This window comes from Legionella sp. PC1000, assembly GCF_014109805.1.
GTDB classification, from domain to species: Bacteria; Pseudomonadota; Gammaproteobacteria; order Legionellales; family Legionellaceae; genus Legionella; species Legionella resiliens.
Genome location: NZ_CP059400.1, coordinates 35,200 through 61,590, shown reverse-complemented (window position 1 = coordinate 61,590; position 26,391 = coordinate 35,200). Strand labels below are relative to the sequence as shown.

Here is a 26,391-nt window from a genome sequence, read left to right as displayed (position 1 = left end):
TGGAAGGCTACACGTTTTATCTCAACGCCAAAGTCGATTGATTTTCTAACTGATCGAACAAATCATCAGGTTCAACTTGCCCGGTGACAATCCAAGCCGCTATAGAGTCTGCCAAAAGATCAATCGTGTATTTTTCTTGGTCTTGTGGTTCTCCCACAATAGCAGATTTTTGTCGTGTTTGGGTTAAGTCAGATACAGTTATGGCATTCTTCAATTGAACAGGTAAAAATTTAATGTAGAGCGCCGTAAGTTGCTCGCGAGTTAACTCACCAGCATCGACCATTTTAAGCATGGTCTTACACCATTGGTCATGAGATTGCGCACGATGTTTCTTATGTTCCGCAATCATATTGATAATACCCTTTAGGGTTTGTTCTTGTTCACTTGAATCTACGACAGGCTTAGGTGCAGCAATGGCTAATTGACCAACATAAGCAAAACTTGTTTTATTTTTTTCAGTTACCGCAGGAAAATATTCGTCACCTTGAATCTGAATCATTAAATTAAGTTTATTAGCCATTATTCTTCTCCATCATATACTTCTCTTTTTCTCAGCTCCTTGCCAAGTTCTTTAAAAGATAGAGTAACAGTAATTCCTAGCGTCTGAGCCAAGGCGTTTAAAGCACTTGGCGGTAGCTTGACATCAGGATCGCGTAAATAACTTTTGGGTGTTTCCACACTCAACCCATCAAATACCTCAATATACTTTAAAGGATGGGTATATAACTCATCCACCGCCAGCTGGCGTAATACATAAGCCATACACTCCACTAACTCTGACTTACGAGAACTATTGAGTAGTATTCCCATACGCTCAGGAAGTGTTAAATACGGTTGGTTGCTTATATATTTGGGAAAGTGTTGATAAAAGCGTTCCAAAATTTTTTTCAAAGTTGCATCATTGCCTCGTTGATGGCTACTTTGCAAAGAATCAATCAAAGCCACAGCAACAGCATGAAATTGTTCATTTCCGACATTGATAAAACTATATTCTGCACGTGGTCTAGGTTCATGCTGTACATAAGCTCTATTACTAAAAAAACCCGCCATGATGCTCTCCCAACCTCAATATAACTTCATTCTAATGAATCAAAATTAAGGAAATATTAACTTGCAACATTATGAGATATAAATTTACAGTTAACCTCATTTTTCAAACAAATTATAGTAATAAAATAGTACTTAACATTATAATTCTATACTACATGAAATAATTTTACTCGATTACGCTCTAATAAAACAATGCTTATACTTTTTATACTTAATGATTACCGGAAGTTTATAGCGAACTTTCAACTTAGGGAAATGTTTATGGAGCATTATCAATAAAATGATTGAGTTCGCATTAAAAAGTTACTTCCAACAGCTCTTAATGGGTTAAATCAGTAGCTTCTGAATATGCCAAGAAGGTAACATGATGGTTTAAAAGCAACTTCAAAAGTTAGTGTCTGGTTTTACATAAATTGAGGACTTCCCTTTGAGCCACTTAACCTATTATCTTATTTGTTTATTCCTTGTGCTCTTAACTGTATTTCTTCATTTAAAATACAAAAGAAAACAAATCAACGTGACCCGGTGGCAAAAATCATTAAATTTGCAAGAGCACTCTCAAGTTTTCCGCCAAATTTACAGCGGAGCTAATGGCTTTATGTTATCGCAAAATGCACGTCACAAACATGATGCAATGGAATATGCTTATGGAGAAATTGATTTTTTATCATTTATTGCACTTTTATCTCTAACGAATCCCAATGAAAACACCGTTTTTTATGACTTGGGTTCAGGAACAGGGAAAGCGGTATTAGCCTGCAGCATGGTGTTCCCTATAGCCAAAAGTATTGGCATTGAATTATTTCCCGAACTCTACCTCGATGCATGCAAACGACTTGAGCAATTGGCCGCGATGAAAAATTACGCGGAACAAGCAAAAAAAATTCAGTTCATTTTAGGAGATTTCCTCAAGGTGAATTTTGATGACGCAACGCTTGTTTTTATCAATTCCACTGCCTTTTTTGGCCCAACATGGGAAAAGCTATGTGCTAAGCTGAATCATTTACCACATCTCAATACAGTAATTACAACCAGCAAAGCATTATCCAGTACTCATTTTACTGTGACAACCCGCACTAAAGTTGAGATGAGTTGGGGTGTCGTGTTCGCTTACATCCACACGCGAAAAAACAACTTTTGACTAACTGTCTTGAAAAGATTGAATAATTTTTTTCCCAGTCTATACTTATAAAACAAGGACAATTGTCAGCGCCTAATCTGTATTGGTAGCAGACTTTGAAACACGCGACAACACGAGGTGGGTATGATCAAATCGGAACTCATTGAACACATCGCTGCTCGAATGACGCATCTTACTGAAAAGCAAGTGGCTGATGGCATAAATAGAATATTGGAATTAATGAGTGAGGCACTCATTAAAAATCAAAGGATAGAAATTCGGGGATTTGGCAGCTTTTCTCTTCATTATAGACCTCCCCGCAACGCGCATAATCCCAAAACTGGCGAAAAAGTTGTGACAAAGGCTAAATACAGCCCGCATTTTAAACCAGGAAAAGAATTACGCGAACGTGTCGATGCATCACGTGATAAATATAAATTACCTGATGAAGAATAAGATAAGTTTATTTTTTATTCTTGGCGTAAGCTGGTTTTTATTATCAGCCCTGGGTTCGCTGCACTCACCCAGGGCTAGGTTTATTTTTTATTATCCAATCAAGTACGAGGTAAAGTAACGCCTGTTTGTCCCTGATATTTTCCATTGCGATCTCGATATGAAACGGCACAAACTTCCGTAGCTTCTAAAAATAGCATTTGTGCAACACCTTCATGCGCATAAATTTTGGCGGGCAATGTAGTCGTATTCGAAAACTCCAAAGTTACATGACCTTCCCACTCGGGTTCCAAAGGGGTCACATTAACAATAATGCCACAACGCGCATAAGTCGATTTGCCAAGACAAATAGTCAGGATATTCCGTGGAATACGAAAATATTCTACTGTTCTTGCTAATGCAAAAGAATTGGGAGGAATAATGCACACATCAGATTGCACATCAACAAAGCTGTTTTCATCAAAAGCTTTAGGATCCACAATAGCAGAATTAATATTAGTGAAAATTTTAAACTCATTAGCACACCGAACATCATACCCATAGCTGGATACACCGTATGAAATAATCCTTCCATTGTCATTTTCACGCACTTGTCCGGGTTGAAATGGAGATATCATTCCATGTTCAAGCGCCATTTTTTCTATCCATCTATCTGATTTAATCGACACAATAAAAACCTCATGAAGTCTTCAAAATGAGTGTTCTACCATAAAAGTCAGGCAAACGAAAGATTGTATTGATATTACTCTAAATGATCCATAATTTCTGTGCGTTAAATATTTAACACGCTCTTTAATAAAATTGTTTATACTTAATTATATAAATTGCATAAGTGCTTGTTCGCCAAATGGATGAAGAACCCAAAAGTTACAGTCATGCTGCCAAACAAATTGATTTTGTAATGAAACGTTGCCATCTAGACCATTCAGAAATCAAATTAATTAAAAAACTGATTCAAGATAGTTATAATACTTTAAGCCAATGGCATCATAATAAAATATTTTTGAATGCAGGATTATGGAATAAACAAATCTATGAGGAATATAAACAATTAAATTTTGATTTTTCTGCAGTCTCTGAGGTGCAGGATATTTATTCGCAATTACTGCTTTATTCATTGATAAGACCATTAATAAAAATTCAATTTTTTAATAAGCGATTGCTTGAGATAGGTAGTGGCAATGGTCTTGGGCTTAAAGCAAGTTCGCAACTACTAAAAACTGACTATGCCTTAGGTATCGATTTGGTTAATCGATTAGTGATAAATTCCAATCGTCATTTCTACAAACAAGACAAAGTGAATTACATTCAATCTGATGCAGAAAATTTACCCTTAAGCAATGAATGCTTTGATATTGTTATCAACCTTGAAAGTTCTCATCTTTATCCCATAATTGAGGACTTTTTTTCTGAGGTTGAACGTGTCCTATCTTTAGGTGGATTTTTTTGTTATGCCGATCATTATTTTAAAAATAAAGATCAATCAAACAAATTAGAACAATTTATTAAGAAGGGTGATAAATTAAAAATTATTCAAAAGGTAAATATTACTAAGTGGGTTCAAGCTTCTCTTTATCAACGGTTAATAGTAAATGAAGAAGCTTTCTATCAACAAGCCCTGTATCTCGCTGGGGATGACTTTTACAAACTGCAAGAGGTTGCTGCTGTTTTAGGATTAATATTTCTTCCATGGTGGAAAATCAGGTTTAAAAATCCCGTGCTTCGTTACATTGTGAAAAATACTCGAAGAGATAAGTTTTGGGGTAGAAAATATTATTTTTATTACCTTGTTCAAAAGGTTAAGAAATGAAAAATAAAAAATCCACGAAATACCATGCGTCCTTTATAAAATTGAAACCCAGGATCGTCACTGATCCCAGGTTACATTGAGGCTATTTTTTCTTTGCAGCCATATGGGATAAAATCTCACCCAGCTCCATTGGCATTGGGAAAACAATGGTGGAGTTATTATTGCTTGCTATAGCGGCTAATGTTTGCAAATAACGTAATTGCATTGCCTGAGGTTGTTGTGCCAGAACTTGTGACGCTTGCAGTAATTTTGCTGAGGCTTGTAATTCCCCTTCGGCATGGATCACTTTGGCGCGGCGTTCGCGCTCTGCTTCAGCTTGTCTTGCAATCGCACGGATCATGCTTTCATCTAAATCCACATGCTTAATTTCAACATTAGCCACCTTGATTCCCCAGTTATCTGTTTGTGAATCTAATATCTTTTGTACGTCGGCGTTTAATTGTTCACGCTCAGAAAGCATTTCATCCAACTCATGTTGTCCTAATACAGAGCGGAGTGTTGTTTGTGCTAATTGACTGGTAGCTTCATAGTAATTTTCTACTTGAATAATTGCATTTTCTGGTACTACTACACGAAAATATAACACCGCGTTTACCCTTACTGAAACGTTATCTTTAGATATTATATCTTGACTTGGTACATCCATAACCACAGTTCGTAAATCGACTCGTACCACTTGTTGGATCACTGGAATAATAAGTACCAATCCAGGTCCTTTAACTTTCCAGAAGCGTCCTAACATGAATACTACACCGCGCTCATATTCTCTAAACACTTTAATTGCTGCTATCAAAAGCAATATGATTGCTATGATAATCACTGTGAAAAAAGGTCCCATTTTATCCTCCTTGATTACCTAAATCTTCTTCGATTTCTAACAGGAGCCCTGAGGCTCCGATTACTTTTATTGGCTTGCTTGCTGCAATAAACTTTTTCGAGTGCACACTCCAAATCTCACCACGAATAAATGCCTGCCCTTCAAGATTAATGTCACCAAGCGTACGGCCTTTGGCCCCTATCAAAACAATTAAACCATGTTTCACACTTTGTCGTCTCGCTTTTACTGCCATCCCAAGTATGATCACAAAGAAAAGAATATTCACTAAGGCCATTGCTCCGATTGCCGACCATGCTATTTGGTATGTCTGATTGTCGCTATCAATTAACATAATGGAGCCGATGATAAACGCTATTGTGCCTCCGATACCTAAAGAACCGTATGCAGGTACAAATGCTTCCGCGATAATAAACCCTATTCCCAATAGAATAAGGAAGAAACCTGCATAACTGATTGGTAATAATTGCAATGCATAGAGCGCGATACACATTGATATGGCGCCAATTACTCCTGGTAATATATTGCCTGGGTTGACCAGTTCAAAGAAAATACCATATATCCCTAGTAAAAGAAGGAGATAAGCAACCGTTGGATTAGTAATTATTGATAAAAATCGGGTACGCCAATCAGGCTCGATTAGCTCTATATGCGCATTGCTGGTGTTGAGTGTTATTTTTTGGTTGTTTTGCATTACTGATATGCCATTCAACTGAGAAAGCAAATCGCTTTCATCACGGGCAATGTAGTTAATAACCCCCTGCTTTAGGGCTTCTGTGGAAGTTAATGTCTCAGCGTTCAAAACTGCCTTTTGCGCAAAATCTGGATTACGTCCCCTCAATTGTGCAAGTGCCCTTAAAGTTGCCACCGCATCATTTGTGATTTTTTTCTGCATAGTTGTTTGCTTATTTGTTTGGGTTTCATCAGCAAAACCAGTCATAGCAATATTAACCGGACTTGCAGCTCCTAATTGGGTACCAGGTGCCATAGCTGCCAAGGTACTGGCGTAGAGTAAGTAAGTTCCCGCACTTGCAGCACGGGCGCCATTTGGACTGACATAAGTCACTATGGGAACATTCGATGATAAAAACTTTTGAATAATTTCGCGTGTAGATTCATCAAGTCCGCCTGGCGTATCAAGAGTAATCAGGATTAAATCTGCATTTTGTGCATTATCAATATTACGAATAATGTAATCTGCAGTGGCAGGTCCGATTGCTCCTTTGATTTTAAGTTCGACGACATTTGCTGCATAAGAGTTGGCGGCATAAATGAATAAAATAATAAGGAATACACTGAGCCGAGATAAAATGATGTTCCACCCTGGAGAGGTAAATAGGGACTTTGGCATGCTGTAAGATTTACACATGCTCCTTTCCTTTACGAAAATACGTTATATGATAAAAGATAGCACAGTTTGCGTTATTTATTATTCATTTGGAATGAACAACTGGCAGTACGACTCCTACGCCTCGCGGGCAAACCGCGGGGAGTAGGCTGAGATGTGATCAAGGGACAATGCGCTTCAGCAGGCTCCTACAGATTCTGAGCGACCGGTTTTTAGAAATAAACACCAACTTGTGCAGAAACTGTATCCGCAGTACCTCCAGTTCCTATTGTCGGTGCATTTACAAGGCCATTGGGCGCTGCACCGTTGGCAAAATCATTGGATCCATAATCTATTTCATGCCGGTATTCAATACTTTCTACAGTATCTTTCCAAATAGAAATGTTAAATACTCCAATAAATCGATGTTCTGGTAAATTGAGTGCAAGTGCTTCTCGGGTCCTTTGATAGCCAACACCAACAGACGCAGGTCTATTGAATATCCTAAATGTCATATCAATTTCTGTTTGTAATGCTTGGGGTTTTGCACCATGACCATTGAAACTCAAATCCTGAGCTCTGAATGCCTCAATGGTCCCAACCCATTCAGCAGCAAAGTTAAATCGATCGTAAGCAAGATTACCATGTACATCCACAGCTTCCGTTTTACGCACGAGTTCATTTCCATTGAGTAAAGAACCGAAACCGCCAAACGTTCCGGGGTTTGCTGCAGTATTTTGCATTCCAGCTGCATCATTAATTGAACTGATATAACTTGCGCCTATTTCACCACTCATTTTGTCAAATCCAAAGACATAACCTCCGTTCACACCTCCGACTCCAGCTCTTCCCAGCATGGTATCACTTCGATAAATGTATGTTGAAACAAATGGTCCTGTATCTTCTTGAGATTTATAGCCTATTATAAAAGGCCTTGTTTTAGTGCGAGCCATATCCAAAGTTAATGGCGAACTGATCATCGAGCTGGAATAACGGCCAAAAGGCACATACAACTGACCTGCAGTAAAATAGAATGGCGTTTTGTCCAAATTACCGATATTAACAAAGCCCATATTGAGGTTAAATGCTGAATTATTAATTCTTGGGCCAACCTCCGGGGGGCTTGAATCATATGCAATTGCTATGTAGGCCTCAACGTTTTGGTTTAGCGCAGCAGCAACATCTAACTCACTTGAGCCTAGGGTTAAGTCAACATTTGTCCCACCAACATAATCGCTATTGAGCATACCTACTGGTTCGGCTTTACCGCTCAGTGCAATGATTGGCCTGTCAGGAATTGGGTAGCCCATATTCCGATATGCTCTATATAATCTTCGGCGTTGTTGCATCAAACGAATATCGCGATTGATACTCGAGATATTAACAATATAGTCTGACCCATCAAACGCAGGTCTATCTCCCAAATATGGAGACGCGACCACCGGCGTTCCCGCAACGTAAGTCACCACACGCCCCTCAGCCACTAAAGCGGTTGGATAAAATCCAACTGACTCAGGATGTTCTTCAGGCGTATGCACCGACAGCGTTGATGAGTGATATTTGACCATGTTATCTTGCTTGATTTGGTCATGTTCATGCTTTTTTCCATGTTGAACATGAGCTTTGGACTCTTGTTTCTTTACTTCTTTTTTGCTCGACTTGCTTGGATGCTTCACTTTATGTGAAACCATTTCCTTTTGTAACGAATTTAGTTGAGCTTGTAATTCTTGTGCTTGTTTTTGTAGGCGAGCGATTTGACGTTGTAACTGTTGATCATGTTCCGCATAGAGTGGCGATGACAAACAGACTAGGGCCAATATTATTTTTTTATACTGCATGCGGTACTCCTGTTCATTATTTTTACTTCCACATCGGAATGGCAGAAAATTATAGCTTGGGAAACACGGAGTGGCTAGCCTCTTTTTTACAAATTTGCTTAAATTTTGTAACCTTCATTTGTATAAAAAAAAGCCCATCACAAAGTATGGGCTTAATGAATAGAGCGATTTGGTGATTACGCGTTGCCGATTAACTTCAGACCAAAATATGGACCATAAACTCCGTAATCCACTGCGCGAACAGGACCAAATAAATTGGGAAGTACTTGCTCTTCCAATACATGGAAATAATTGACCACTTGATAGCCTACTTGGATATTAGCAAGACCTATAGGAGTAGCGTGGGCATAATTTACTCCAAGTTTTGCTTCCAAGCTCGGAACAATAGCATTTTTGCGTAAAGATACTTGCTCAACAATAGCGTGAAGCGGAGTGAAGATAAAACCGGCATGATAGCGATTTGTCCCATAGAGAATGGAACCCCCTCCATTTGCGGTAACGCTTAATGAGTCTGTAATGTAGTATGCATAATTAATTCCAGCTACCGGTCCAATCCCTTTATAGTCAGTATTGTCAAACTTGCTAAATGGATTGCTAGCAAGTGAAGGAACAATACTTGTTATATAATAGTTATCCCCGGTTGATTGAATGTTTGCGTATTGCAAACCTGCATAGAAACGTATTTTTTTTCTTATACTGAAATCAGTATGTTGTCCCATCACTACATTAACTTGATCGATTCTATTTCGGTTAATGAATTCAAATGGAGCAGGTATCAGTGGAATATTTGCTGCAGGGATAGTTAACGATCCAAAAAGCTCAGTTGGTCCTGCAGATGTACTGAAGTGCATCCAGTTGATAGTAATATCATTTCCCGTATTGAAATGGTAGGAACCTTCTAAAAAATATCCCCAGTTCCAGTCATTTTTTAATTCTTTATTTAAAGGCGCTGTACCAAATTGAAATGCTTTCTCAGCACCATAAACCGATCTTAAATATAGTGCTTGCGCACCGAAGTCCCAGAGATTTGTCGCACATGGAACAGTGACATTACCTGGGGTACAAACTGGGCCCATACTTCCGGCAGTAGCTATACTTGCTGCCAATCCTAATACAGCTATAGTTGCTTTCTTAAACATGAATACTCCGTTAGAAAAAAAAAGCCCATCATGAATGACGGGCTTTCATAAGATCTTAATCAATTAAGAAATTAAACATTTCCTACATACTTCAGACCGAAGTAAGGACCAGCAGCAGCAAAGTCAGTTGAAGTTACTGGTAATACAGTTGTGTTCAACGCATGGATGTAGTCAAACCACATGTATCCAGCATCCAGAGTTAAATCACCTTGCGCCATTGCGTAAGTATAGCTAGCACCTAACTTAGCTTCTAATTCTGGAACGATTGATGTTCTGGTTCCACTAACATCAACAGTGAAGATACCAAAACCAGCATCACCGTCAGTGTCAACGAAATCAACACCGTAGCTATGCTTTTGCGAACCAACTAATACTGCAGCAGCTGCTTTAGCATAAATTCCGAAGCCATTGCCAAATACGTAGTTCATGTCAATACCAGTACGTGGACCAAATCCGTTGTACTGAGTGCTGCCATTGAATCCAACTGTAAAGTCAGGGATACCGGCATCGAAGTCTGTTGCAAACGCATGAACACTTCTCTTGATGCTAGCAAATTGGAAACCGCCGTGGAAACGGATTTTCTTGTTCGCGCTGAAGTCAACATATTGACCGAATTCACCGTTCACTGCATCCCATCTGTTTTTGTTACCAAAACCAATTAATGTGTCTGGATCAAAAGAAGGAACGAATGTATGATTGTTCCAACCTGTATCCAAGTGATACCAAGTCAGAGTAATGTCGTTTCCGGTATTGAAATGGTAAGAACCTTCAATCTGGAATCCCCAGTTCCATTGCGCGTCCAGTTCAGTGTTAATCGCAACACCTGTTGGAGTAGTACCGACGTTTAATGAAATATCGTTATCGGTCATTGTTTGTAAAATTAATGCTTGTCCGCCGATATTCCATCCGGTAGCTGGGCAAGGAACAGTGACGTTACCTGGGGTGCAAACTGGACCCATGGTACCAGCGAATACTGCACTGCTACCTAAAGCAAGAACAGCTAACGCTGTTTTTTTCAAATTTAACATGCTTATCTCCACTTTTTATTATTATTTCCGTTCGTTACCAATTTTAAATTGAGCAACGGTACGCATATTCGCTCTATACCGAGAGCGTACCTTGCTCAATTATCTTACCTGACCCTTGTAAAGTCAACAGTATTGATTAAATTTTTAAAATGATAGCGAATTAAATGTTTCCTATATACTTCAGACCAAAGTAAGGACCAGCAGCAGCAAAATCAGTTGAAGTTACTGGCAATACAGTTGTGTTCAACGCATGGATATAGTCAAACCACATGTATCCTGCATCCAGAATTAAGTCACCTTGCGCTATCGGATAAGCATAGCTAGCACCTAACTTAGCTTCTAATTCTGGAACGACTGATGTTCTGCTTCCACTAACATCAACAGTAAAGATGCCAAAAGGAACATCACCATCGCCATTGGTGTCAACGAAATCAACACCGTAACCATGCTTTTGCGAACCAACTAATACTGCAGCAGCTGCTTTAGCATAAATTCCAAAGCCGTTGCCAAATACGTAGTTCATGTCAATACCAGTACGTGGACCAAATCCGTTGTACTCAGTGCTGCCATTGAATCCAACTGTAAAGTCGGGGATACCGGCATCGAAGTCTGTTGCAAACGCATGAACACTTCTCTTGATGCTAGCAAATTGGAAACCGCCGTGGAAACGGATTTTCTTGTTCGCACTGAAGTCAACAAATTGACCGAGCTCACCGTTCACTGCATCCCATCTGTTTTTGTTACCAAAACCAATTAATGTGTCTGGATCAAAAGAAGGAACGAATGTATGATTGTTCCAACCTGTATCCAAGTGATACCAATTCACATTGATGTCGTTTCCAGTATTGAAATGGTAAGAACCTTCAATCTGGAATCCCCAGTTCCATTGCGCATCCAGCTCAGTGTTAATCGCAACACCTGTTGGAGTAGTAGCGATATTCAATGAAACATCGTTATCGGTCATTGTTTGTAAAATTAATGCTTGTCCGCCGATATTCCATCCGGTAGCTGGGCAAGGAACAGTGACGTTACCTGGAGTGCAAACTGGACCCATGGTACCAGCGAATACTGCACTGCTGCCTAAAGCTAAAATTGCCAAAGTTGTTTTCTTTAAACTTAACATGCTTATGTCTCCGCATAAATTATTATTAGTTCCTCTTTAATTGATAACTCTCTACTAGGAGTTGTCATTAGCATGCCTTCGTCGCTTCAGGGTCGATGCATGCAACAGTGTGAGTATTAGCAGTGGAATAGAATAAGTCAAGAAATTTTGCAAAAAAAAATTAATATTTTTCAATTAGATATGTCTTTTTTGTACGAAGAATATCTTTTTTGAGCAGGGTGGTAATTCTTTTGATTTAGGCGTGTAAAAATCCGATTTGCAAGTACTTTTCTTTAGAAGAGTAAGCATAACCTCCTCTATAAAATTTCTATTAAAACTTGCAGCTAATATATCGAAACTTCGTTTACGACTTAATGAGCCGTAGAACGCTTCCATTGAGGTAATCATGCTCTTTATCTTTTTATTAATGTAATGACAACTCTTCGATTTGCTGCCCGACCTAGATCAGTATCGTTTCTAGCAACAGGATAAAGCTCGCCGACCCAGGTTACAGAGAGTTTTTCTTCAGGTACGCCTAGACTTAGTAAATATTTTTGAACGGTTCGTGCCCTTTCTTCAGATATCGCATTGTTATAGCCTTTGCGACCATTTGCATCAGCATAACCTATGACACGTATTTCTTGTATTTGAGGATCTGCATCCACATATCGAGCAATACGACGTAATTGTTTTTTATCTTCATCAGTCAATTCTCTGCTATCTTCTTTATAATGAAATATACTTTCTCTAACTTGTTCATAACCAAATGGTAATAAACTTCCAATACATTCTTGATAGCGAGAATAAGGTTTTTGAAAACCAACCGGTGACAATGAAACCATTGTATTAAATCCTGTTTCCCCACGATAAATGAAACTTGGTTCATAGCCTTGTGATAGAAAAGTAAGTAATTTTAAAGCGCCATCTCGTCTTAGAAAAACCCCATATTCCCCTGGCTTGACCATGAGTTGGCCTAATAGAATAGGAGGCTTTTCTGCTTTCCAGTTGGGAGTTTTTATAATAATTTTTGCAGGTAAAAATCGTTGTACCTCATCCCATGTACGTAAAATAAAATGAGGTGGTTTTGCTGCATACTGTTCGAAATATGCGATGCCATAATTAGGAATGGTTAGTGATAGTCCACAACGAATTAGGTTACGGCTTACGCGCCATCCTTTTGCGCCCAATGGATTTGCAAAATGAACTTGGGTCATTGTGTATCCTGTGTCCATTGTCAGTACCGCACTCAATGCAATACATGCTATAAATTGTCCTTTGTGATCCACAAATGCCATCTTTTATTCATTCCTGCGACTTATTTCATGTTATTCTTAGTTATCGGCAAAAATGCAGGAATCTTTATTATGCAAACGCTAATGATTAATCGCCCTGATGATTGGCATGTCCATCTTAGGGATAATGAGATGTTACAACATACAGTGGCTGACAGTGCGCAACATTTTGCGCGTGCATTAGTGATGCCGAATCTTAAACCCGCACTAACAACATTGGCATCCATTAATGAGTACAGAAATAGGATTCTAGCTGCACTGCCCAAAGGCAGTACTTTTGAACCCTATATGACTTTTTACCTGAATGATTCCGTAAACGCCGAAGAATTACATCAGGCAACAAATACTTCTTACATTCTCGGAGCAAAACTTTATCCGGCCGGCGCAACAACCAACTCTGAAGCTGGCGCAAAATCTCTTAAAGATCTTTATCCTCTCTTTGAAGCATTACAAGATAATAATCTAGTACTCCAAATACATGGAGAAGTGACTCATAGTGATATTTTTGAACGCGAATCCCTATTTATTGATGAGTATTTAAAACCAATCGTCACGAATTTTCCCAAGCTAAGAATAGTCCTTGAACATATATCGACACAATCTGCAGTCGAATATGTTACAGAAGCCCCTGCAACAGTTGCGGCAACGATTACCCCTCACCATTTATTGTATAATCGAAATAAATTACTCGTTGGCGGCCTGAGACCTCATTATTATTGTCTGCCTATTCTAAAACATGAAAAGGATCAAAAAGCATTACAAAATGCTGCTTGCAGCGGTAATCCAAAGTTTTTTGCTGGAACAGATAGCGCGCCTCATATCATAAATACTAAAGAAAGTGCCTGTGGCTGTGCAGGAATTTATTCTGCACCATTTGCTCTCGCTTTATATACACAAGTATTTGATGAATTGAATCAATTAAAACAACTCAACCATTTTCTTAGTCATTTTGGTGCGGAATTCTATCAACTACCCATCAATCAGCAACACATGGAATTAATTAAATCCCCACAAACGATACCTGACTCTCTGCCGTTAGGCACTAATCAAGTTGTTCCAATCGCCGCAGGCGAAATCATTCAATGGAGCGTTCATGAGCCCGCCCGATAATTTATTTTACATGAATTTAAGAGAACGATTTCGTGGTTTTTTACCTGTAGTAGTCGATGTAGAAACTGCCGGCATTGATCCTTATAAAAATGCATTATTAGAGATGTGTATAGTATTAATTTTTATGGATAAACAAGGCAATCTTTATCGCGGAGAAAGTCATTTCGAACATATTTTGCCTTTCCCTGGAGCTGAGCTGGATCAAAAGTCTCTCGAGTTCAATCAAATTGATCCGTACCAGCCGCTGCGCTTTGCTTTAGATGAAAAAAATGCTTTAGAAAATTTGTTTCATCCCATTTTTGCTGCACTTAAAAAAACTCAATGTCAGCGTGCTGTTTTGGTAGGCCATAATGCATGGTTTGATTTACTGTTTATTAAAGAAGCAATTAAACGAACCGGAATCAAGTCCCCATTTCACGCGTTTACCTGCTTTGATACAGCAACATTGGGCGGATTTATTTATGGGCAAACCGTATTAGCCAAAGCAGCGCAAGCAGCAGGAATTCCTTTTAATGCTCAGGAAGCACATTCCGCCATTTATGACGCTGAAAAAACCGCCGATTTATTTTGTCACATGGCCAACATGTGGAAAACCATGCATGCGAATACTTAGGGTTTCTGTTTATCTGAGGGATCGTGAGTTTTTCATTTTAGATTTCCCTACGTACCGCTTAGATTTCCCTACGTACCGCGCTTTATGCGCGGTATCCAGAACAATATTTTAAGATGTCGCGGAGCATTTCTAGAGCAAGATCCCCTGGATACCGCGCATAAAGCGCGGTACGTAGGCGAGAAAATTAAGCGCGATACGCAGGCGAAAAAATTAGTGGCGGTTTCTCATCCAAAAACTGACGATACCGCAGGGTTTGTTTTCTTTCTACTATCCTGGCCAAATTGTCCTGCTTTTTCTGTATTCCGATGCTCTCATACAACGTGTATGCTGCGCATCGTTCCTCAAAATCCGGACAGTTTGACTCAAGCGAGCGAAATATATGCAGACCCTGGCTTAGGCAAGAGAATTCAGATAAACAGTAGAAATGTCCCGGACTATGCTTCACGATGCCCGGGATAAATTTTAGTAGGCGTTCAAAGATTCAAACACGTCCTCTGAGCAGATACGAATTTTACAATGCGTCAGAGTGTTCTGTAAGGTAAGCAGCAACACCTTCTGTAGATGCCTTCATTCCCGCCTTACCTTTTTCCCAACCAGCAGGACAAACTTCGCCATTTTCTTCAAAGTGCTGAACTGCATCAATGATTCTTAAAATTTCGTCTATGTTACGACCTATAGGCAAGTCATTAACGATTTGTGAACGAACTATTCCATTAGTATCAATGATGAATGCGCCACGGAATGCAACACCTGCAGCTGGATGCTCGACTCCATAGGATTGACAAATACTATGAGTCATATCGGCCGTCATTGTGTATCGAACAGGACCAATACCGCCTTTATTAATTGGAGTATTTCTGTAAGCATTGTGTGTAAAGTGTGAATCAATAGAAACAGTAACCACTTCCACGTTACGACTTTTGAATTCATCAATACGGTGATCTAAAGCGATCAACTCAGAAGGGCATACAAAAGTAAAATCTAGAGGATAAAAAAATACGAGACCATATTTACCTTTTATGTGCTCGTGTAAATTAAACTTATCCATAATCTCACCATTTGGCATAACAGCTGCAACGGTAAAATCAGGGGCTTTTCGTCCCACTAATACACTCATTCTATGATCTCCATCATTATAGTTATTATTATGATATTAACTCATTATATTATGCGGCAATCGCATCACGCAGCATTGTTTCTAACTCACCTTGCTGGAATAATTCAGCAATGATATCAGAACCACCGATTAACTCTCCTTTCACATAGAGTTGCGGAAAAGTAGGCCAATCAGAATATTGGGGTAATGTTTGGCGAATATCAGGATTAGCTAGAACATCTACGTAGGCAAAATCTACGCCACAAGATTCTATGCATTGCACTGCACGCGCTGAAAACCCGCATTGCGGCATCTTTGGCGTACCTTTCATATAAAGCAGAATGGCATTTTCCGCTATTTGCTTTTTAATTTTTTCTAAAGTATCCACTCACACACCTTAAAATAATAAATTGATTATTACTCATTATCGCGAAAACCTGTAAAGCCCGCAACCAATAAATTTTTAGCACAATAGATTAACAGATCTTAGCCTAAAAGCCAATGAATGTCCCATTTGATCTAATAATACTCAAAAAATTAGCTAAAATACTATTCTCCTAAGTACAAACATGAATTTTTATTGCAATGATCCCGTGTTCTATAAGCAGAATTGCTTTCTTGGTATGAGAATTATGATTAATCTTCATTGAATATCATGTCCTTCCTGCTAAACTTAGTCCACAGAATAAAATAAACAGAATAAATAATAGGAGATTAGGATGACATTTACATTGCCTGAGTTACCGTATGCTAAAAATGCGTTAGAACCCCACATTTCTAGTGAAACACTAGAGTATCATTATGGCAAGCATCATCAGACTTATGTGAACAATTTAAATAAATTACTTCCTGGAACCGAATTTGAATCCATGGAACTGGAAGAAATTATTAAAAAATCAAAAGGCGGAATGTTTAATAATGCCGCCCAAGTTTGGAATCATACTTTTTACTGGCACTGCCTAAGTCCTAATGGTGGTGGCGAGCCCAAAGGAAAATTAGCTGACGCAATTAACAAACATTTTGGATCATTTACTGAATTTAAAGAACAATTTACACAAACGGCAATATCTACTTTTGGCTCAGGTTGGGCCTGGCTTGTTCAGGATAATGCTGGTGCTTTAAAAATAATCAGCACCAGCAATGCGGGTACTCCAATGACTGAAGGCTTAAACGCACTATTGACTTGTGATGTATGGGAGCATGCTTATTATATTGATTATCGTAATGCACGCCCTGACTATCTCACTGCATTTTGGAAATTGGTAAACTGGGATTTTGTAACCAGCAATATGAAATAAAATAATTCTTTTTTACTGAGGATTTCTCCGCTCATATAGCGTAGCAAAGAAAGTTATGGCTATAATGTGGCCACACCTGTCTCTCCATTAAAAGGAGAGATATTTTTTGAGTGGAGATCCTTCAGTTTTAAGGAAAACATTATGGCTTTAATTACCAGTTATAATCCTATGCCAATAACTTTTACACATGGAGAAGGAATTTGGTTGTATGACGAGCAGGGCAAGGCCTATCTTGATGGTTTAAGTGGGATAGCAGTATGTGGATTAGGACATGCTCATCCGGATGTGACAAAAACCATACAACAACAAGCAGCCAAGCTAATCCATACATCAAATACCTTTCATATCAAACAACAAGAATTACTTGCTGAAAAATTGACAGCCATGGCGGGTATGGAGCAGGCCTTTTTTGCGAATTCAGGCGCTGAAGCCAATGAAGCAGCAATTAAGTTGACCCGTCTTTTTGGTCATAAAAAAGGAATTGAAACTCCTTCAATTATTGTTATGGAAAGGGCCTTTCATGGCCGTACTATGGCAACTCTAACCGCATCAGGAAGTCGAAAAGTACAAGCGGGATACGAACCGTTGGTGCCAGGGTTCATCCGCGCTCCATTTAATGATTTGGATGCCATCTATACTATTGCAGCAAATAGAGAAGATGTGGTTGCGATTATGCTTGAACCCATTCAGGGCGAGGGTGGAATTCATGCAGCAGAAGAAAGTTATCTTCGTTCCCTGACCAAACTTTGTGAACAACATGACTGGATGCTCATCTTGGATGAAATCCAAACCGGAAACGGCCGTACAGGAAAACTTTTTACCTATATGCATTATGACATTCAGCCTGATATCGTTACTACAGCTAAAGGTTTGGGTAATGGCGTCCCTATAGGGGCTTGCCTGATGAGTAAAAGGGCGACCGATTTATTTAAACCTGGAAATCATGGATCAACTTTTGGCGGCAATCCTCTGGCTTGCGCTACGGCTTTAACTGTATTGGAAGTTATAGAACGCGACAAAATTTGTGAAAAAGTCACAAAGAATAGTGCTCTATTAATGGAGAAGTTAATCAAAAATCTCGGCGAACATCCTGGTGTAAAAGGAATTCGTGGAAAGGGTTACATGATTGGTATTGAATTGGATCGGCCTGCTAACGATGCGCGCTTAGTGGGTCTTTCGAATGGGGTACTCTTTAATGTTACTGCGGACACTGTGGTAAGGCTGTTACCACCCCTGATTATTAATGAAGAAGAAATTGATGAATTAGTTAGTCGGTTAACGCTCACGATCAAACAATTCATTCAGGGTTAACCTCTTCGTAGGTTGAGTTCAAAAAATCCAAGACACAAGGTTGGGGCATTTTGACCTGAGGTATCGTCAGTTTTTCATTTCAAATTTCACTACGTACTGCTTAAATTTCACTACGTACCGCTTAAACTCCTCTACGTACCGCGCTTTATGCGCGGTATCCAGAACGATATGTTAAGATACCGCGGAACATTTCTAGAGCAAAATCCCTGGATACCGCGCATAAAGCGCGGTACGTAGGCGAGAAAATTAAGCGCGATACGCAAGCGAAAAAATTAGTGGCGGTTTCTCATCCAAAAACTGACGATACCGCCGATTTATTTTGTCACATCGCCAACATGTGGAAAACCATGCATGTGAATACTTAGGGTCTGTTATCTGAGGAAGCGTCACTTTTTCATTTTAAATTTCTCTATGTACCGCTTAAACTCCTCTACGTACCGCGCTTTATGCGCGGTATCCAGAACAATATTTTAAGATGCCGCGGAGCATTTCTAGAGCAAGATCCCCTGGATACCGCGCATAAAGCGCGGTACGTAGGCGAGAAAATTAAGCGCGATACGCAAGCGAAAAAATTAGTGGCGGTTTCTCGTCCAAAAACTGACGATACCGCCGATTTATTTTGTCACATGGCCAACATGTGGAAAACCATGCATGTGAATGTCTGTTATCGGATGGATCGTCACTTTTTCATTTTAAATTTCTCTATGTACCACTTAGATTTCCCTACATACCGCGCTTTATGCGCGGTATCCAGAACGATATTTTAAGATGCCGCGGAGCATTTCTAGTGCAAGATCCCCTGGATACCGCGCATAAAGCGCGGTACGTAGGCGAGAAAATTAAGCGCGGTACGTAGACGAAAAAATTAGTGGGGGTTTCTAAATCAAAAAACTGACGATACCTAATGCTGTTCAGTTCAGCCTACATCCGATTCCATGATTGCAAAAAAATCGATGATCGTATCATTAATCTTTCTTAGTGATTGGTTTTTTGACTTTAAATTCAAACATGTATCTTCTTCCTTAGCTCCTGCTTGAAGTTTTTGGCCGATAAGCTCAAACATATGGGCATCTATTTTTTTTAATTCAGGAAGCCTTTGAGCAATGCTTTCTAGGAAAAAGTTTTTTATATTTTTTCTTGATTCAAATAACCTTCTCTCAAGCCTATCCATTAGATCGCGTAGCTCATTTTCTCGACCACTACATGTAATGCGCATAAAACCATCATGTTTTGACAAACCAAAATATGATAATGGGGTAACCATCAGGTGGTCCTTAAACAACAAATAATATGCAAGATCTTCATCCGTCTCCACAATACCAGTTTTCTGCAAAACTCTCGCGGCTTCGTTGGGTAGAGACAAACCGAACATATCACTAAAATCAGCAAGCACATAAAAAGTAGCTTCTACACGATATAAGGGGTCCGGCATTGCTGCACCCATGTTTTTTAAGCGTGCAACCACATAATCTACTTTTTTCTTATAGAAGAGCGCTATATTATTTTTTTCTTCGGCTCCAAAATTCGCCATAGTTTGTGCATAGGCGGCTTGCGCTGATCGCGGTGCATGAATGAAATAACTTATATTTTTATTCAGCATTTCATTCATCAAACTTGAGTCAAACACTAAAAGTACAGCCATTCTCTCACCCGCTGCAGACAAAGCTTTGGTTGCTGAGCGTAAAACAATTACTCGCTCTTTGAGATCAGGAGCAATCTTTAAAAAAGAAGGCGTATCTGAAAAACTCATCTCGGTATACGCTTCATCAAAAATGATGTACAAATCAGGATACTGACGCAAAACCTCAGCAATCTTTATTAATTCGCCTTCATCAATAATGTTGCCCAAGGGATTGGATGGATTGCAAATTAATATGGCTTTGGGCCAGCCATGATCCACCTCAGCTAAAGTATAGGCCTCTTTAATACTCTCTTCCGTTGCTTGCGCCGTAAGTTTATATCCGGGCTTGTTCATCACATGAATCGGATGCAAACAATGCAATGAGTTGTTGGAATACACGCTGTAATAAGGAAAAGGGGTAATAATTCGATATCCTGGTACATCTTCAAAATGAGTATTAAAAGTTTCAAATAATACCCGCAAAGCCCCAATACCCCCCACAGTAAACAATATGTTTTCCGCTTTAATTTCTGTCTCATACCAACGTGACATAATATCAGCCATTAATTCCCGCGGCGCATAGTCACCTCGAGGGTCTCCATAATCAATGGCAATATCCTCTTCAACCTGGTGGGGATCAACTTTCCATTTTTTAGTTAAATCATCTAATTTTTGCCAATATGCAAGATAAGAAGCAATGGTACTTGAATTAATAGGATAGGTTGGCTTTCCAAGACCGGCAAATATCAATTTTTTTGTTTCGGTTAAACCTTGTGCGTGAATTTCATCCCTTAGAGTATTTGCCCATAATGCTAACAGCATTACTTTTTCAATTTTTTTAGCGCAATGTCCATCAGGAGTTAACATGGTATTACCAAATACTCAATTTCATGCATTATAACAGAATGCAAATAAAACATGATATCGATTATAAGTGCAACTAATTCAATAAAAATCCTATATCTATCTGAGGTCTACAAACAGACCCTATGCTATGCTTAAAAATAAAAGAGTATCTCTTTGGTTTTTGTGCCTATGGCCACGATTGACCAAGCCTGAAAATACAGGATAATTCATGTTTTTTGGGCGTTCAACATACACTAAATCAAGAATTTTAATTTATTATGGAAAAAAATGGCAAAAAATGAAACTTCCAATACAGCGAACATGATAGCCGATTTAGAAACAACAATTAATACGTTACAAAATAAAATGAATCAGCTGGAAGCACAATACACTCAATTAAAAAATCTGCTTGATGTCTTGCCTGGAGATGTCTATTGGAAAGATCTAAAAGGTGTTTGGTCTGGAATGAATCAACGCTGTGTTCAAAGTCTGCATCATATGAAATTTATTAATAAATGTGATGAGCGCGAAGTTCTTGGTAAAACAGATTATGAACTATTTGGCAAGAAAACCGCTGATGTTTATCGAGCGAATGACCTTGAAGTGATTGAAAAAAATGTTGAATTATCACGAGAAGAAATAACTCTTTTGCCATCAGGTGAAGAAGTGGTTTTGCTTTCGACTAAAAGACCTTTGCTGGATAAATCAGGAAAAATTATTGGCATTCTAGGCAATACGATTAACATTACTTATCTAAAAAAAATTGAATCCGAGCTCAAAGAGGCTAAAGAAAAAGCCGAAGCAGCGAACCTCGCCAAAGATGAATTCATCCGAAATATGAGTCATGATATTCGTACTCCTTTAAGTGGCATTATTGGCATGTCCAACATTCTTGAACGGGAAGTTCAAAACATTCAAGAAAAAGAATACGCGCATATGATCAATATAAGCGGGGAACAACTCTTGGCACTGCTTAACGGAGTGCTCGATATTATCGCCGCTGGGAGTCAACAAGAAAACATAATCAATGAAACAGCCTGCAATGTCCATGATTTGATTCGCAGTATTGCCGATCTGGAACTTCCAACTATCGCTTTGAAAAAATTGGATTTATTAATTAGTATTGACTGCACTACACCTGAATGGATAACTACGGATACCGTAAAACTTCATCGAATTTTATTAAACCTTTTAGGTAATGCAGTTAAATTTACTGAAAAAGGGTTTATTGAAATTGGAGTTAGACCCAAATCGCATCCCCATGGAAAAATGTTCCTGGAATTTTTTGTCAAAGATACCGGCCCTGGAATTAGACCTAAGGATAAAGACAAAATCTTCAAACGTTTTTATAGGGCAACCCCTTCACATCAAGGGATTTATTCAGGTCATGGCGTGGGATTACATATTGTGAAGCGTTATACCCAGCTTTTAAAAGGCAAGATTCGTGTCGACTCTACAGCACATACAGGCACCACATTTACCCTAACCATTCCCGTACATTGTGTAGAAAAACCTGTGACGCACCAGGAGTCAACGTCTCTTCTTCCTGAGGAACTGACTTTAGAAAAAACACATAATTCACCTCTTGTGCTGCTTATTGAAGATAATGCGATCGCTTTAAAGATGATAGAAAATCTTTTACAGCAGCTTGGTATCCGATTTTTATCTGCATCAACAGGGGTTAGAGCAATGGAGTTATTTCAATCACATACCTTTGATTGGATCTTAAGTGACATTGGCCTACCTGATACCACTGGAATACAATTAGCAAAACAATTTCGTCAGTATGAACAAAGGCAGAATCTTACACCTACCCCAATCATTTGTTTAACAGCTCATGCGGTAACTGATGTTGAAAATGAATGTGTACGGGCAGGGATAAATCAAGTGATTACCAAACCTCTTCGAAGCAGCATGTTGCAGGCATTACTGGCTCGATACAGTACCTCCAAATTACAAATCCACGATTTACCCGCCGCAAAGGCTGAGCCTATTCACCTGTTTAATGAGTATCCATTATTTGATAGTACTTACGGAATCAATAATCTGGGATCGGAAAAAACTCTCAAAAAAATGCTGCATCTCCTTATCGAAGAAAATACTAAGGATTTACTAAAAACAGCCCAGGCTTGGGAAAAACAAGATCTGATTGAAATTCATAAGTTAACACATAAAATGAAAAGCAGTGCCCTTTATTGCGGCACCCTAAGAATGCGCCATGCATGTGAAGCCTTAGAAAAACATTTTCAAAACAATCCCGAACTATACCCTACTGCACTTTATCAGCAACTTTTCCACGTACATCAAGAGACAGTTGCAGCACTACAAAATTGGCTTCAACAGGATCCAACTTAGAGACGCACTAAATCGTATAAACTATATAGGTGTAAGCGTGTCTAATATAAAACCACTTTTTGTCTTCTTTCTTTGCTTTATGTACGATCTTGCATGACAACTGGAACTGGATTCCGCGCATAAAGCGCGGAACGTAGGCTTTTTGATTTTATATCACGCGATGAGATGCATAAGATCCCTGTGTAGATCCCGCAGCTTGTCCGTGGGAATCCAGACTCTGACCGTCATTCAAGATAGTACCCTCCAACCACTAATTACTTAATATTGCCTTAATATTGGTCAGAATATATAATAACTGGCAGTTTGCATTTAAAAACGGCAATCTCTCTATAACTATACAAACTAATTAAGAGTAAGCATGCCAGGCTATCTTCCAATTAATAACTTAACCCGCTTATTTCGGGAAAATAAAAATCCGCAGGAGCATAAGTCCTTTTTTCTCTATTTGAAAAAGGCTTGGCAAGATACCTTTTTGCCTCTTACTCAAGAACGTGAAAAAGATACATATCATTTTGGGCATTACTTTATGGGGTGGCCCTCAAAGCCAAACGCCTCTAAAATAGCCTATTTCCTGACTCTGAAATTTATTACTACTCCATTAACTAATTTATTGTCACTAGTCATTGAGTTGCCACTCAATCTACTCAGCGAAACATCCTCTTTTTTAAAAAATAGCTTACTCGCTTGGACACCCACTAATGGAATAACCCAACATATACGAAGTCTTTTACTGCTTACAACAATAGGTCTGCAAGGACTACTTAAGGGCGCATGCTATCTGATCCGAACGATTACTTCACCCATAGTCAGTTTTAAGGATGCTCAGAAAATCCATCCTGCTTTAGGGTGGCTCAGTGCTTTGGCCTCAGTGCTCTTTATTGGGGGAGCAATCGCCGCTCTTATCTTCTTTGCCCCACCACTGGCAGCAGCTCTTATACCCTCTATGGGACCAAGCGCATTGACCGTGCTGAGTACATTAGCCTATCCTTTCGCCCAGTTATTCTCTTTAATAGCTATATCGATTCCTGCTGCTACGGGTGCAATGCTCTCCTTTATTACCGGGACATTATTATTAGGTATCCTGCATCAGGTCGGCAGAAAAATAATTTATCCAGAGGAGAGTCAGTCTGAAGAGCACCATGAGCTCAGCGTCACCCCTGCAGCAGGAAGTAATGTAAGCAACCTTTTGAGTGATTCGAAAGGCCCAACCATTCAAAAGGATCTTGAAAATGACTTTACTGGAGTAAAATCAACTGCTGAAAAAGAAAGAAGCAGCATGTTAGACCAGCATTTTGGAAAAAAGCTTCCCTCTACCAAGAAAAATCCCGGCGATGGCTTCAATCATAAGTATAATCAAGCTACTATAGACGTCTAGCTTTGATAACAAGATATTGCATCCCCCATGAACACGCTTGATACACTCATCTCCGAAATAGATAATGCCCTGCGTACCTTATTTCCCCCTGCACAGCGGACGAGCACTCGCTCATCTCCCGCAGAATCATTTGCTGAAACGGATTTGTCCACTCAAGAAAAAAAACATGTGGCAGGACTCATGCGGGTCAATCATGCAGGAGAAGTCTGTGCCCAAGCACTTTACCAAGGTCAGGCCTTAACAGCGCAATTAACCCATATTAAAAAGCAAATGAGCGATGCGGCGGCTGAAGAAACAGATCATTTAGCCTGGTGCGAAGAGCGATTGGCTGAACTGGGTTCAAAGCCCAGCGTATTAAATCCTTTATGGTATGGCGGCTCGATTATATTAGGATCACTTGCAGGCTTAGCTGGGGACAAAGTCAGCTTGGGATTTGTTGCCGAAACGGAACGGCAAGTCGCTCGCCATTTGCATCGTCATTTAAAAAAATTGCCGACAAAAGATAAAAAATCACATGCAATTCTTATGAAAATGAAAGAAGATGAAGAACAACATGCGACTACAGCTTTGAACGCTGGAGCGATAGAGCTTCCTTATATTGTTAAACAATTAATGCGTGTTGTATCTAAATTAATGACTAAAAGTAGTTATTATATATAGTAGTCTAATGAAACAAAGCAGAATCCAAAGTTGAGGTAGGACTCCTGAGTTCGCTACGCTTCGTCCAGACTACAAAATCATGGCAAAAGGAGCTATTAGTATGGACTCAGCCATTTTGTTTACACTTTTTGTTATCTTGGTTGCCTATATCTTTGACTTTATCAACGGTTTCCATGATGCAGCGAACTCTATAGCCACTATTGTCACAACTAAGGTTTTAACCCCAAAACAAGCCGTAGTGTGGGCGGCTTTTTTCAATTTCATCTCATTCTTAGTATTCAATCTCACTGTTGCACACACCATTGGTAGCGGCCTGATTGATTCAGATATTGTCGATCCGCATTTTATTTTAGCCGCATTGATCGGCGCTATATTTTGGAATCTTGCTACCTGGTATTACGGGCTTCCATCCAGTTCGTCACATGCACTGATTGGTGGGTTAGCAGGTGCTGCAATCGCCAAAGGCGGCTTTTCATCGCTTAAAATTCCAGGTTTTGTTAAAGTGATTGGAGGGATTTTTATTTCGCCAGTTCTTGGACTGCTCATTGCACTGTTTATTATTTATTTTTTTAATAAATTTTTACATAATGGAAAAAAAACTGAGTTCAAGCTATTTAAAATCTTCCAATTGTGTTCATCCGCATTGCTTAGCTTAACCCATGGCAGTAATGATGGACAAAAAACAATGGGTATTGTTTCTATAATACTGTTTTCCGCTGCATGGATTGAAGGCCCTTTTTATGTTCCATTTTGGGTAGTTATCTCATGCCAGGCCGCAATTAGTCTTGGAACCCTGGCGGGAGGATGGCGTATCGTCCATACTATGGGAACTAAAATAACAAAACTCGACCCAATGAAGGGCTCAGCTGCAGAAACGGGCGCCGCTATTTCACTTTTTATAGCAACTCAATGTGGTATTCCTATCTCAACCACCCATACTGTTACGGGTGCAATTACTGGGGTTGGCTTAATTAATGGAATTGCTGGACCGCATTGGCGGATCATCAAGAAAATTTTCTTTTCCTGGCTTATTACAATTCCAGCATCTGCAATAATTTCAGCTGTATTAGTATTAAGTCATATCTAAGCAAATAAGCAGCAAAAACCTAAGC

Annotated in this window: 24 protein-coding genes; 11 read left to right on the top strand and 13 right to left on the bottom strand. The window is 39.2% G+C overall.

Annotated features, from left to right (window positions below):
• Positions 1-16 precede the first annotated feature (16 nt).
• Both FOLKNPGA_RS00265 and FOLKNPGA_RS00260 read right to left on the bottom strand, forming a co-directional pair.
• Positions 17-520 carry a hypothetical protein gene (locus tag FOLKNPGA_RS00265; RefSeq protein WP_182351211.1) on the bottom strand — a complete coding sequence of 168 codons (504 nt, stop codon included), beginning with the start codon at positions 518-520 and terminating at the stop codon, positions 17-19.
• On the bottom strand, positions 520-1,050 hold the full coding sequence (locus FOLKNPGA_RS00260; RefSeq protein ID WP_182351210.1) for a transposase: 531 nt from the start codon (positions 1,048-1,050) through the stop codon (positions 520-522). The genes FOLKNPGA_RS00265 and FOLKNPGA_RS00260 overlap by 1 nt, the downstream gene beginning before the upstream one ends.
• Before the next feature lie 412 nt (positions 1,051-1,462).
• On the opposite strand from FOLKNPGA_RS00260, the gene FOLKNPGA_RS00255 reads away from it, so the two are divergent.
• Both FOLKNPGA_RS00255 and FOLKNPGA_RS00250 read left to right on the top strand, forming a co-directional pair.
• Positions 1,463-2,191 (top strand): hypothetical protein, encoded by a 729-nt coding sequence (locus tag FOLKNPGA_RS00255; RefSeq protein ID WP_182352707.1) that lies wholly within the window; start codon positions 1,463-1,465, stop codon positions 2,189-2,191.
• A 123-nt stretch (positions 2,192-2,314) separates the two neighbouring features.
• On the top strand, positions 2,315-2,626 hold the full coding sequence (locus FOLKNPGA_RS00250; protein WP_058459016.1) for an integration host factor subunit beta: 312 nt from the start codon (positions 2,315-2,317) through the stop codon (positions 2,624-2,626).
• A 98-nt stretch (positions 2,627-2,724) separates the two neighbouring features.
• Here FOLKNPGA_RS00250 and dcd read toward each other — a convergent pair whose 3' ends face one another.
• The gene (dcd, locus tag FOLKNPGA_RS00245) at positions 2,725-3,291 is read right to left on the bottom strand and encodes a dCTP deaminase (protein ID WP_182351209.1); all 567 of its coding nucleotides are present in this window, start codon (positions 3,289-3,291) and stop codon (positions 2,725-2,727) included.
• Between the two features lie 179 nt (positions 3,292-3,470).
• On the opposite strand from dcd, the gene FOLKNPGA_RS00240 reads away from it, so the two are divergent.
• Entirely contained in the window at positions 3,471-4,433 is a 963-nt protein-coding gene (locus tag FOLKNPGA_RS00240; RefSeq protein ID WP_182351208.1) for a class I SAM-dependent methyltransferase, read from the top strand.
• Between the two features lie 82 nt (positions 4,434-4,515).
• Here the strand turns inward: FOLKNPGA_RS00240 and FOLKNPGA_RS00235 are convergent, their stop codons facing one another.
• From FOLKNPGA_RS00235 to FOLKNPGA_RS00205, 7 genes are all read right to left on the bottom strand, one after another.
• Positions 4,516-5,271, bottom strand: coding sequence for a slipin family protein (locus FOLKNPGA_RS00235; RefSeq protein WP_182351207.1), 756 nt, complete (start codon positions 5,269-5,271; stop codon positions 4,516-4,518).
• Position 5,272: 1 nt separating this feature from the next.
• On the bottom strand, positions 5,273-6,637 hold the full coding sequence (locus FOLKNPGA_RS00230) for a nodulation protein NfeD (RefSeq protein ID WP_255466019.1): 1,365 nt from the start codon (positions 6,635-6,637) through the stop codon (positions 5,273-5,275).
• 191 nt (positions 6,638-6,828) lie between these two features.
• Positions 6,829-8,433: an LbtU family siderophore porin gene (locus FOLKNPGA_RS00225; protein WP_182351206.1), complete on the bottom strand. Its 1,605-nt coding sequence runs from the start codon at positions 8,431-8,433 to the stop codon at positions 6,829-6,831.
• A gap of 176 nt (positions 8,434-8,609) precedes the next feature.
• On the bottom strand, positions 8,610-9,572 hold the full coding sequence (locus tag FOLKNPGA_RS00220) for an Lpg1974 family pore-forming outer membrane protein (RefSeq protein WP_182351205.1): 963 nt from the start codon (positions 9,570-9,572) through the stop codon (positions 8,610-8,612).
• A 71-nt stretch (positions 9,573-9,643) separates the two neighbouring features.
• Positions 9,644-10,600 (bottom strand): Lpg1974 family pore-forming outer membrane protein, encoded by a 957-nt coding sequence (locus tag FOLKNPGA_RS00215; RefSeq protein WP_182351204.1) that lies wholly within the window; start codon positions 10,598-10,600, stop codon positions 9,644-9,646.
• 160 nt (positions 10,601-10,760) lie between these two features.
• Entirely contained in the window at positions 10,761-11,723 is a 963-nt protein-coding gene (locus FOLKNPGA_RS00210) for an Lpg1974 family pore-forming outer membrane protein (protein WP_182351203.1), read from the bottom strand.
• 392 nt (positions 11,724-12,115) lie between these two features.
• Positions 12,116-12,997: an OmpA family protein gene (locus FOLKNPGA_RS00205; RefSeq protein ID WP_182351202.1), complete on the bottom strand. Its 882-nt coding sequence runs from the start codon at positions 12,995-12,997 to the stop codon at positions 12,116-12,118.
• 69 nt (positions 12,998-13,066) lie between these two features.
• On the opposite strand from FOLKNPGA_RS00205, the gene pyrC reads away from it, so the two are divergent.
• Both pyrC and rnt read left to right on the top strand, forming a co-directional pair.
• The gene (pyrC, locus tag FOLKNPGA_RS00200; RefSeq protein WP_182351201.1) at positions 13,067-14,104 is read left to right on the top strand and encodes a dihydroorotase; all 1,038 of its coding nucleotides are present in this window, start codon (positions 13,067-13,069) and stop codon (positions 14,102-14,104) included.
• Entirely contained in the window at positions 14,088-14,717 is a 630-nt protein-coding gene (gene rnt, locus FOLKNPGA_RS00195) for a ribonuclease T (protein ID WP_182351200.1), read from the top strand. The genes pyrC and rnt overlap by 17 nt, the downstream gene beginning before the upstream one ends.
• A gap of 511 nt (positions 14,718-15,228) precedes the next feature.
• On the opposite strand, the gene FOLKNPGA_RS00190 is transcribed toward rnt, so the two are convergent.
• Complete coding sequence (locus FOLKNPGA_RS00190) at positions 15,229-15,834, bottom strand: peroxiredoxin (protein WP_182351199.1); 606 nt, start codon at positions 15,832-15,834, stop codon at positions 15,229-15,231.
• Between the two features lie 49 nt (positions 15,835-15,883).
• On the bottom strand, positions 15,884-16,201 hold the full coding sequence (grxD, locus tag FOLKNPGA_RS00185; RefSeq protein WP_019232721.1) for a Grx4 family monothiol glutaredoxin: 318 nt from the start codon (positions 16,199-16,201) through the stop codon (positions 15,884-15,886).
• Between the two features lie 331 nt (positions 16,202-16,532).
• On the opposite strand from grxD, the gene sodB reads away from it, so the two are divergent.
• Both sodB and FOLKNPGA_RS00175 read left to right on the top strand, forming a co-directional pair.
• Positions 16,533-17,111 (top strand): superoxide dismutase [Fe], encoded by a 579-nt coding sequence (sodB, locus tag FOLKNPGA_RS00180; RefSeq protein WP_182351198.1) that lies wholly within the window; start codon positions 16,533-16,535, stop codon positions 17,109-17,111.
• Between the two features lie 141 nt (positions 17,112-17,252).
• Positions 17,253-18,422: an aspartate aminotransferase family protein gene (locus tag FOLKNPGA_RS00175; RefSeq protein ID WP_182351197.1), complete on the top strand. Its 1,170-nt coding sequence runs from the start codon at positions 17,253-17,255 to the stop codon at positions 18,420-18,422.
• Between the two features lie 916 nt (positions 18,423-19,338).
• On the opposite strand, the gene FOLKNPGA_RS00170 is transcribed toward FOLKNPGA_RS00175, so the two are convergent.
• Positions 19,339-20,910 (bottom strand): pyridoxal phosphate-dependent aminotransferase, encoded by a 1,572-nt coding sequence (locus FOLKNPGA_RS00170; protein WP_182351196.1) that lies wholly within the window; start codon positions 20,908-20,910, stop codon positions 19,339-19,341.
• Positions 20,911-21,177: 267 nt separating this feature from the next.
• Between FOLKNPGA_RS00170 and FOLKNPGA_RS00165 the strand changes: the two genes are divergently transcribed.
• From FOLKNPGA_RS00165 to FOLKNPGA_RS00150, 4 genes are all read left to right on the top strand, one after another.
• Complete coding sequence (locus FOLKNPGA_RS00165; protein ID WP_182351195.1) at positions 21,178-23,244, top strand: ATP-binding protein; 2,067 nt, start codon at positions 21,178-21,180, stop codon at positions 23,242-23,244.
• A 358-nt stretch (positions 23,245-23,602) separates the two neighbouring features.
• Positions 23,603-24,619, top strand: a complete 1,017-nt coding sequence (locus FOLKNPGA_RS00160; RefSeq protein ID WP_182351194.1) for a hypothetical protein — start codon at positions 23,603-23,605, stop codon at positions 24,617-24,619.
• Between the two features lie 27 nt (positions 24,620-24,646).
• Positions 24,647-25,279 (top strand): 2-polyprenyl-3-methyl-6-methoxy-1,4-benzoquinone monooxygenase, encoded by a 633-nt coding sequence (gene coq7 / locus FOLKNPGA_RS00155; protein WP_182351193.1) that lies wholly within the window; start codon positions 24,647-24,649, stop codon positions 25,277-25,279.
• 100 nt (positions 25,280-25,379) lie between these two features.
• Positions 25,380-26,366: an inorganic phosphate transporter gene (locus tag FOLKNPGA_RS00150; RefSeq protein WP_182351192.1), complete on the top strand. Its 987-nt coding sequence runs from the start codon at positions 25,380-25,382 to the stop codon at positions 26,364-26,366.
• Positions 26,367-26,391 lie beyond the last annotated feature (25 nt).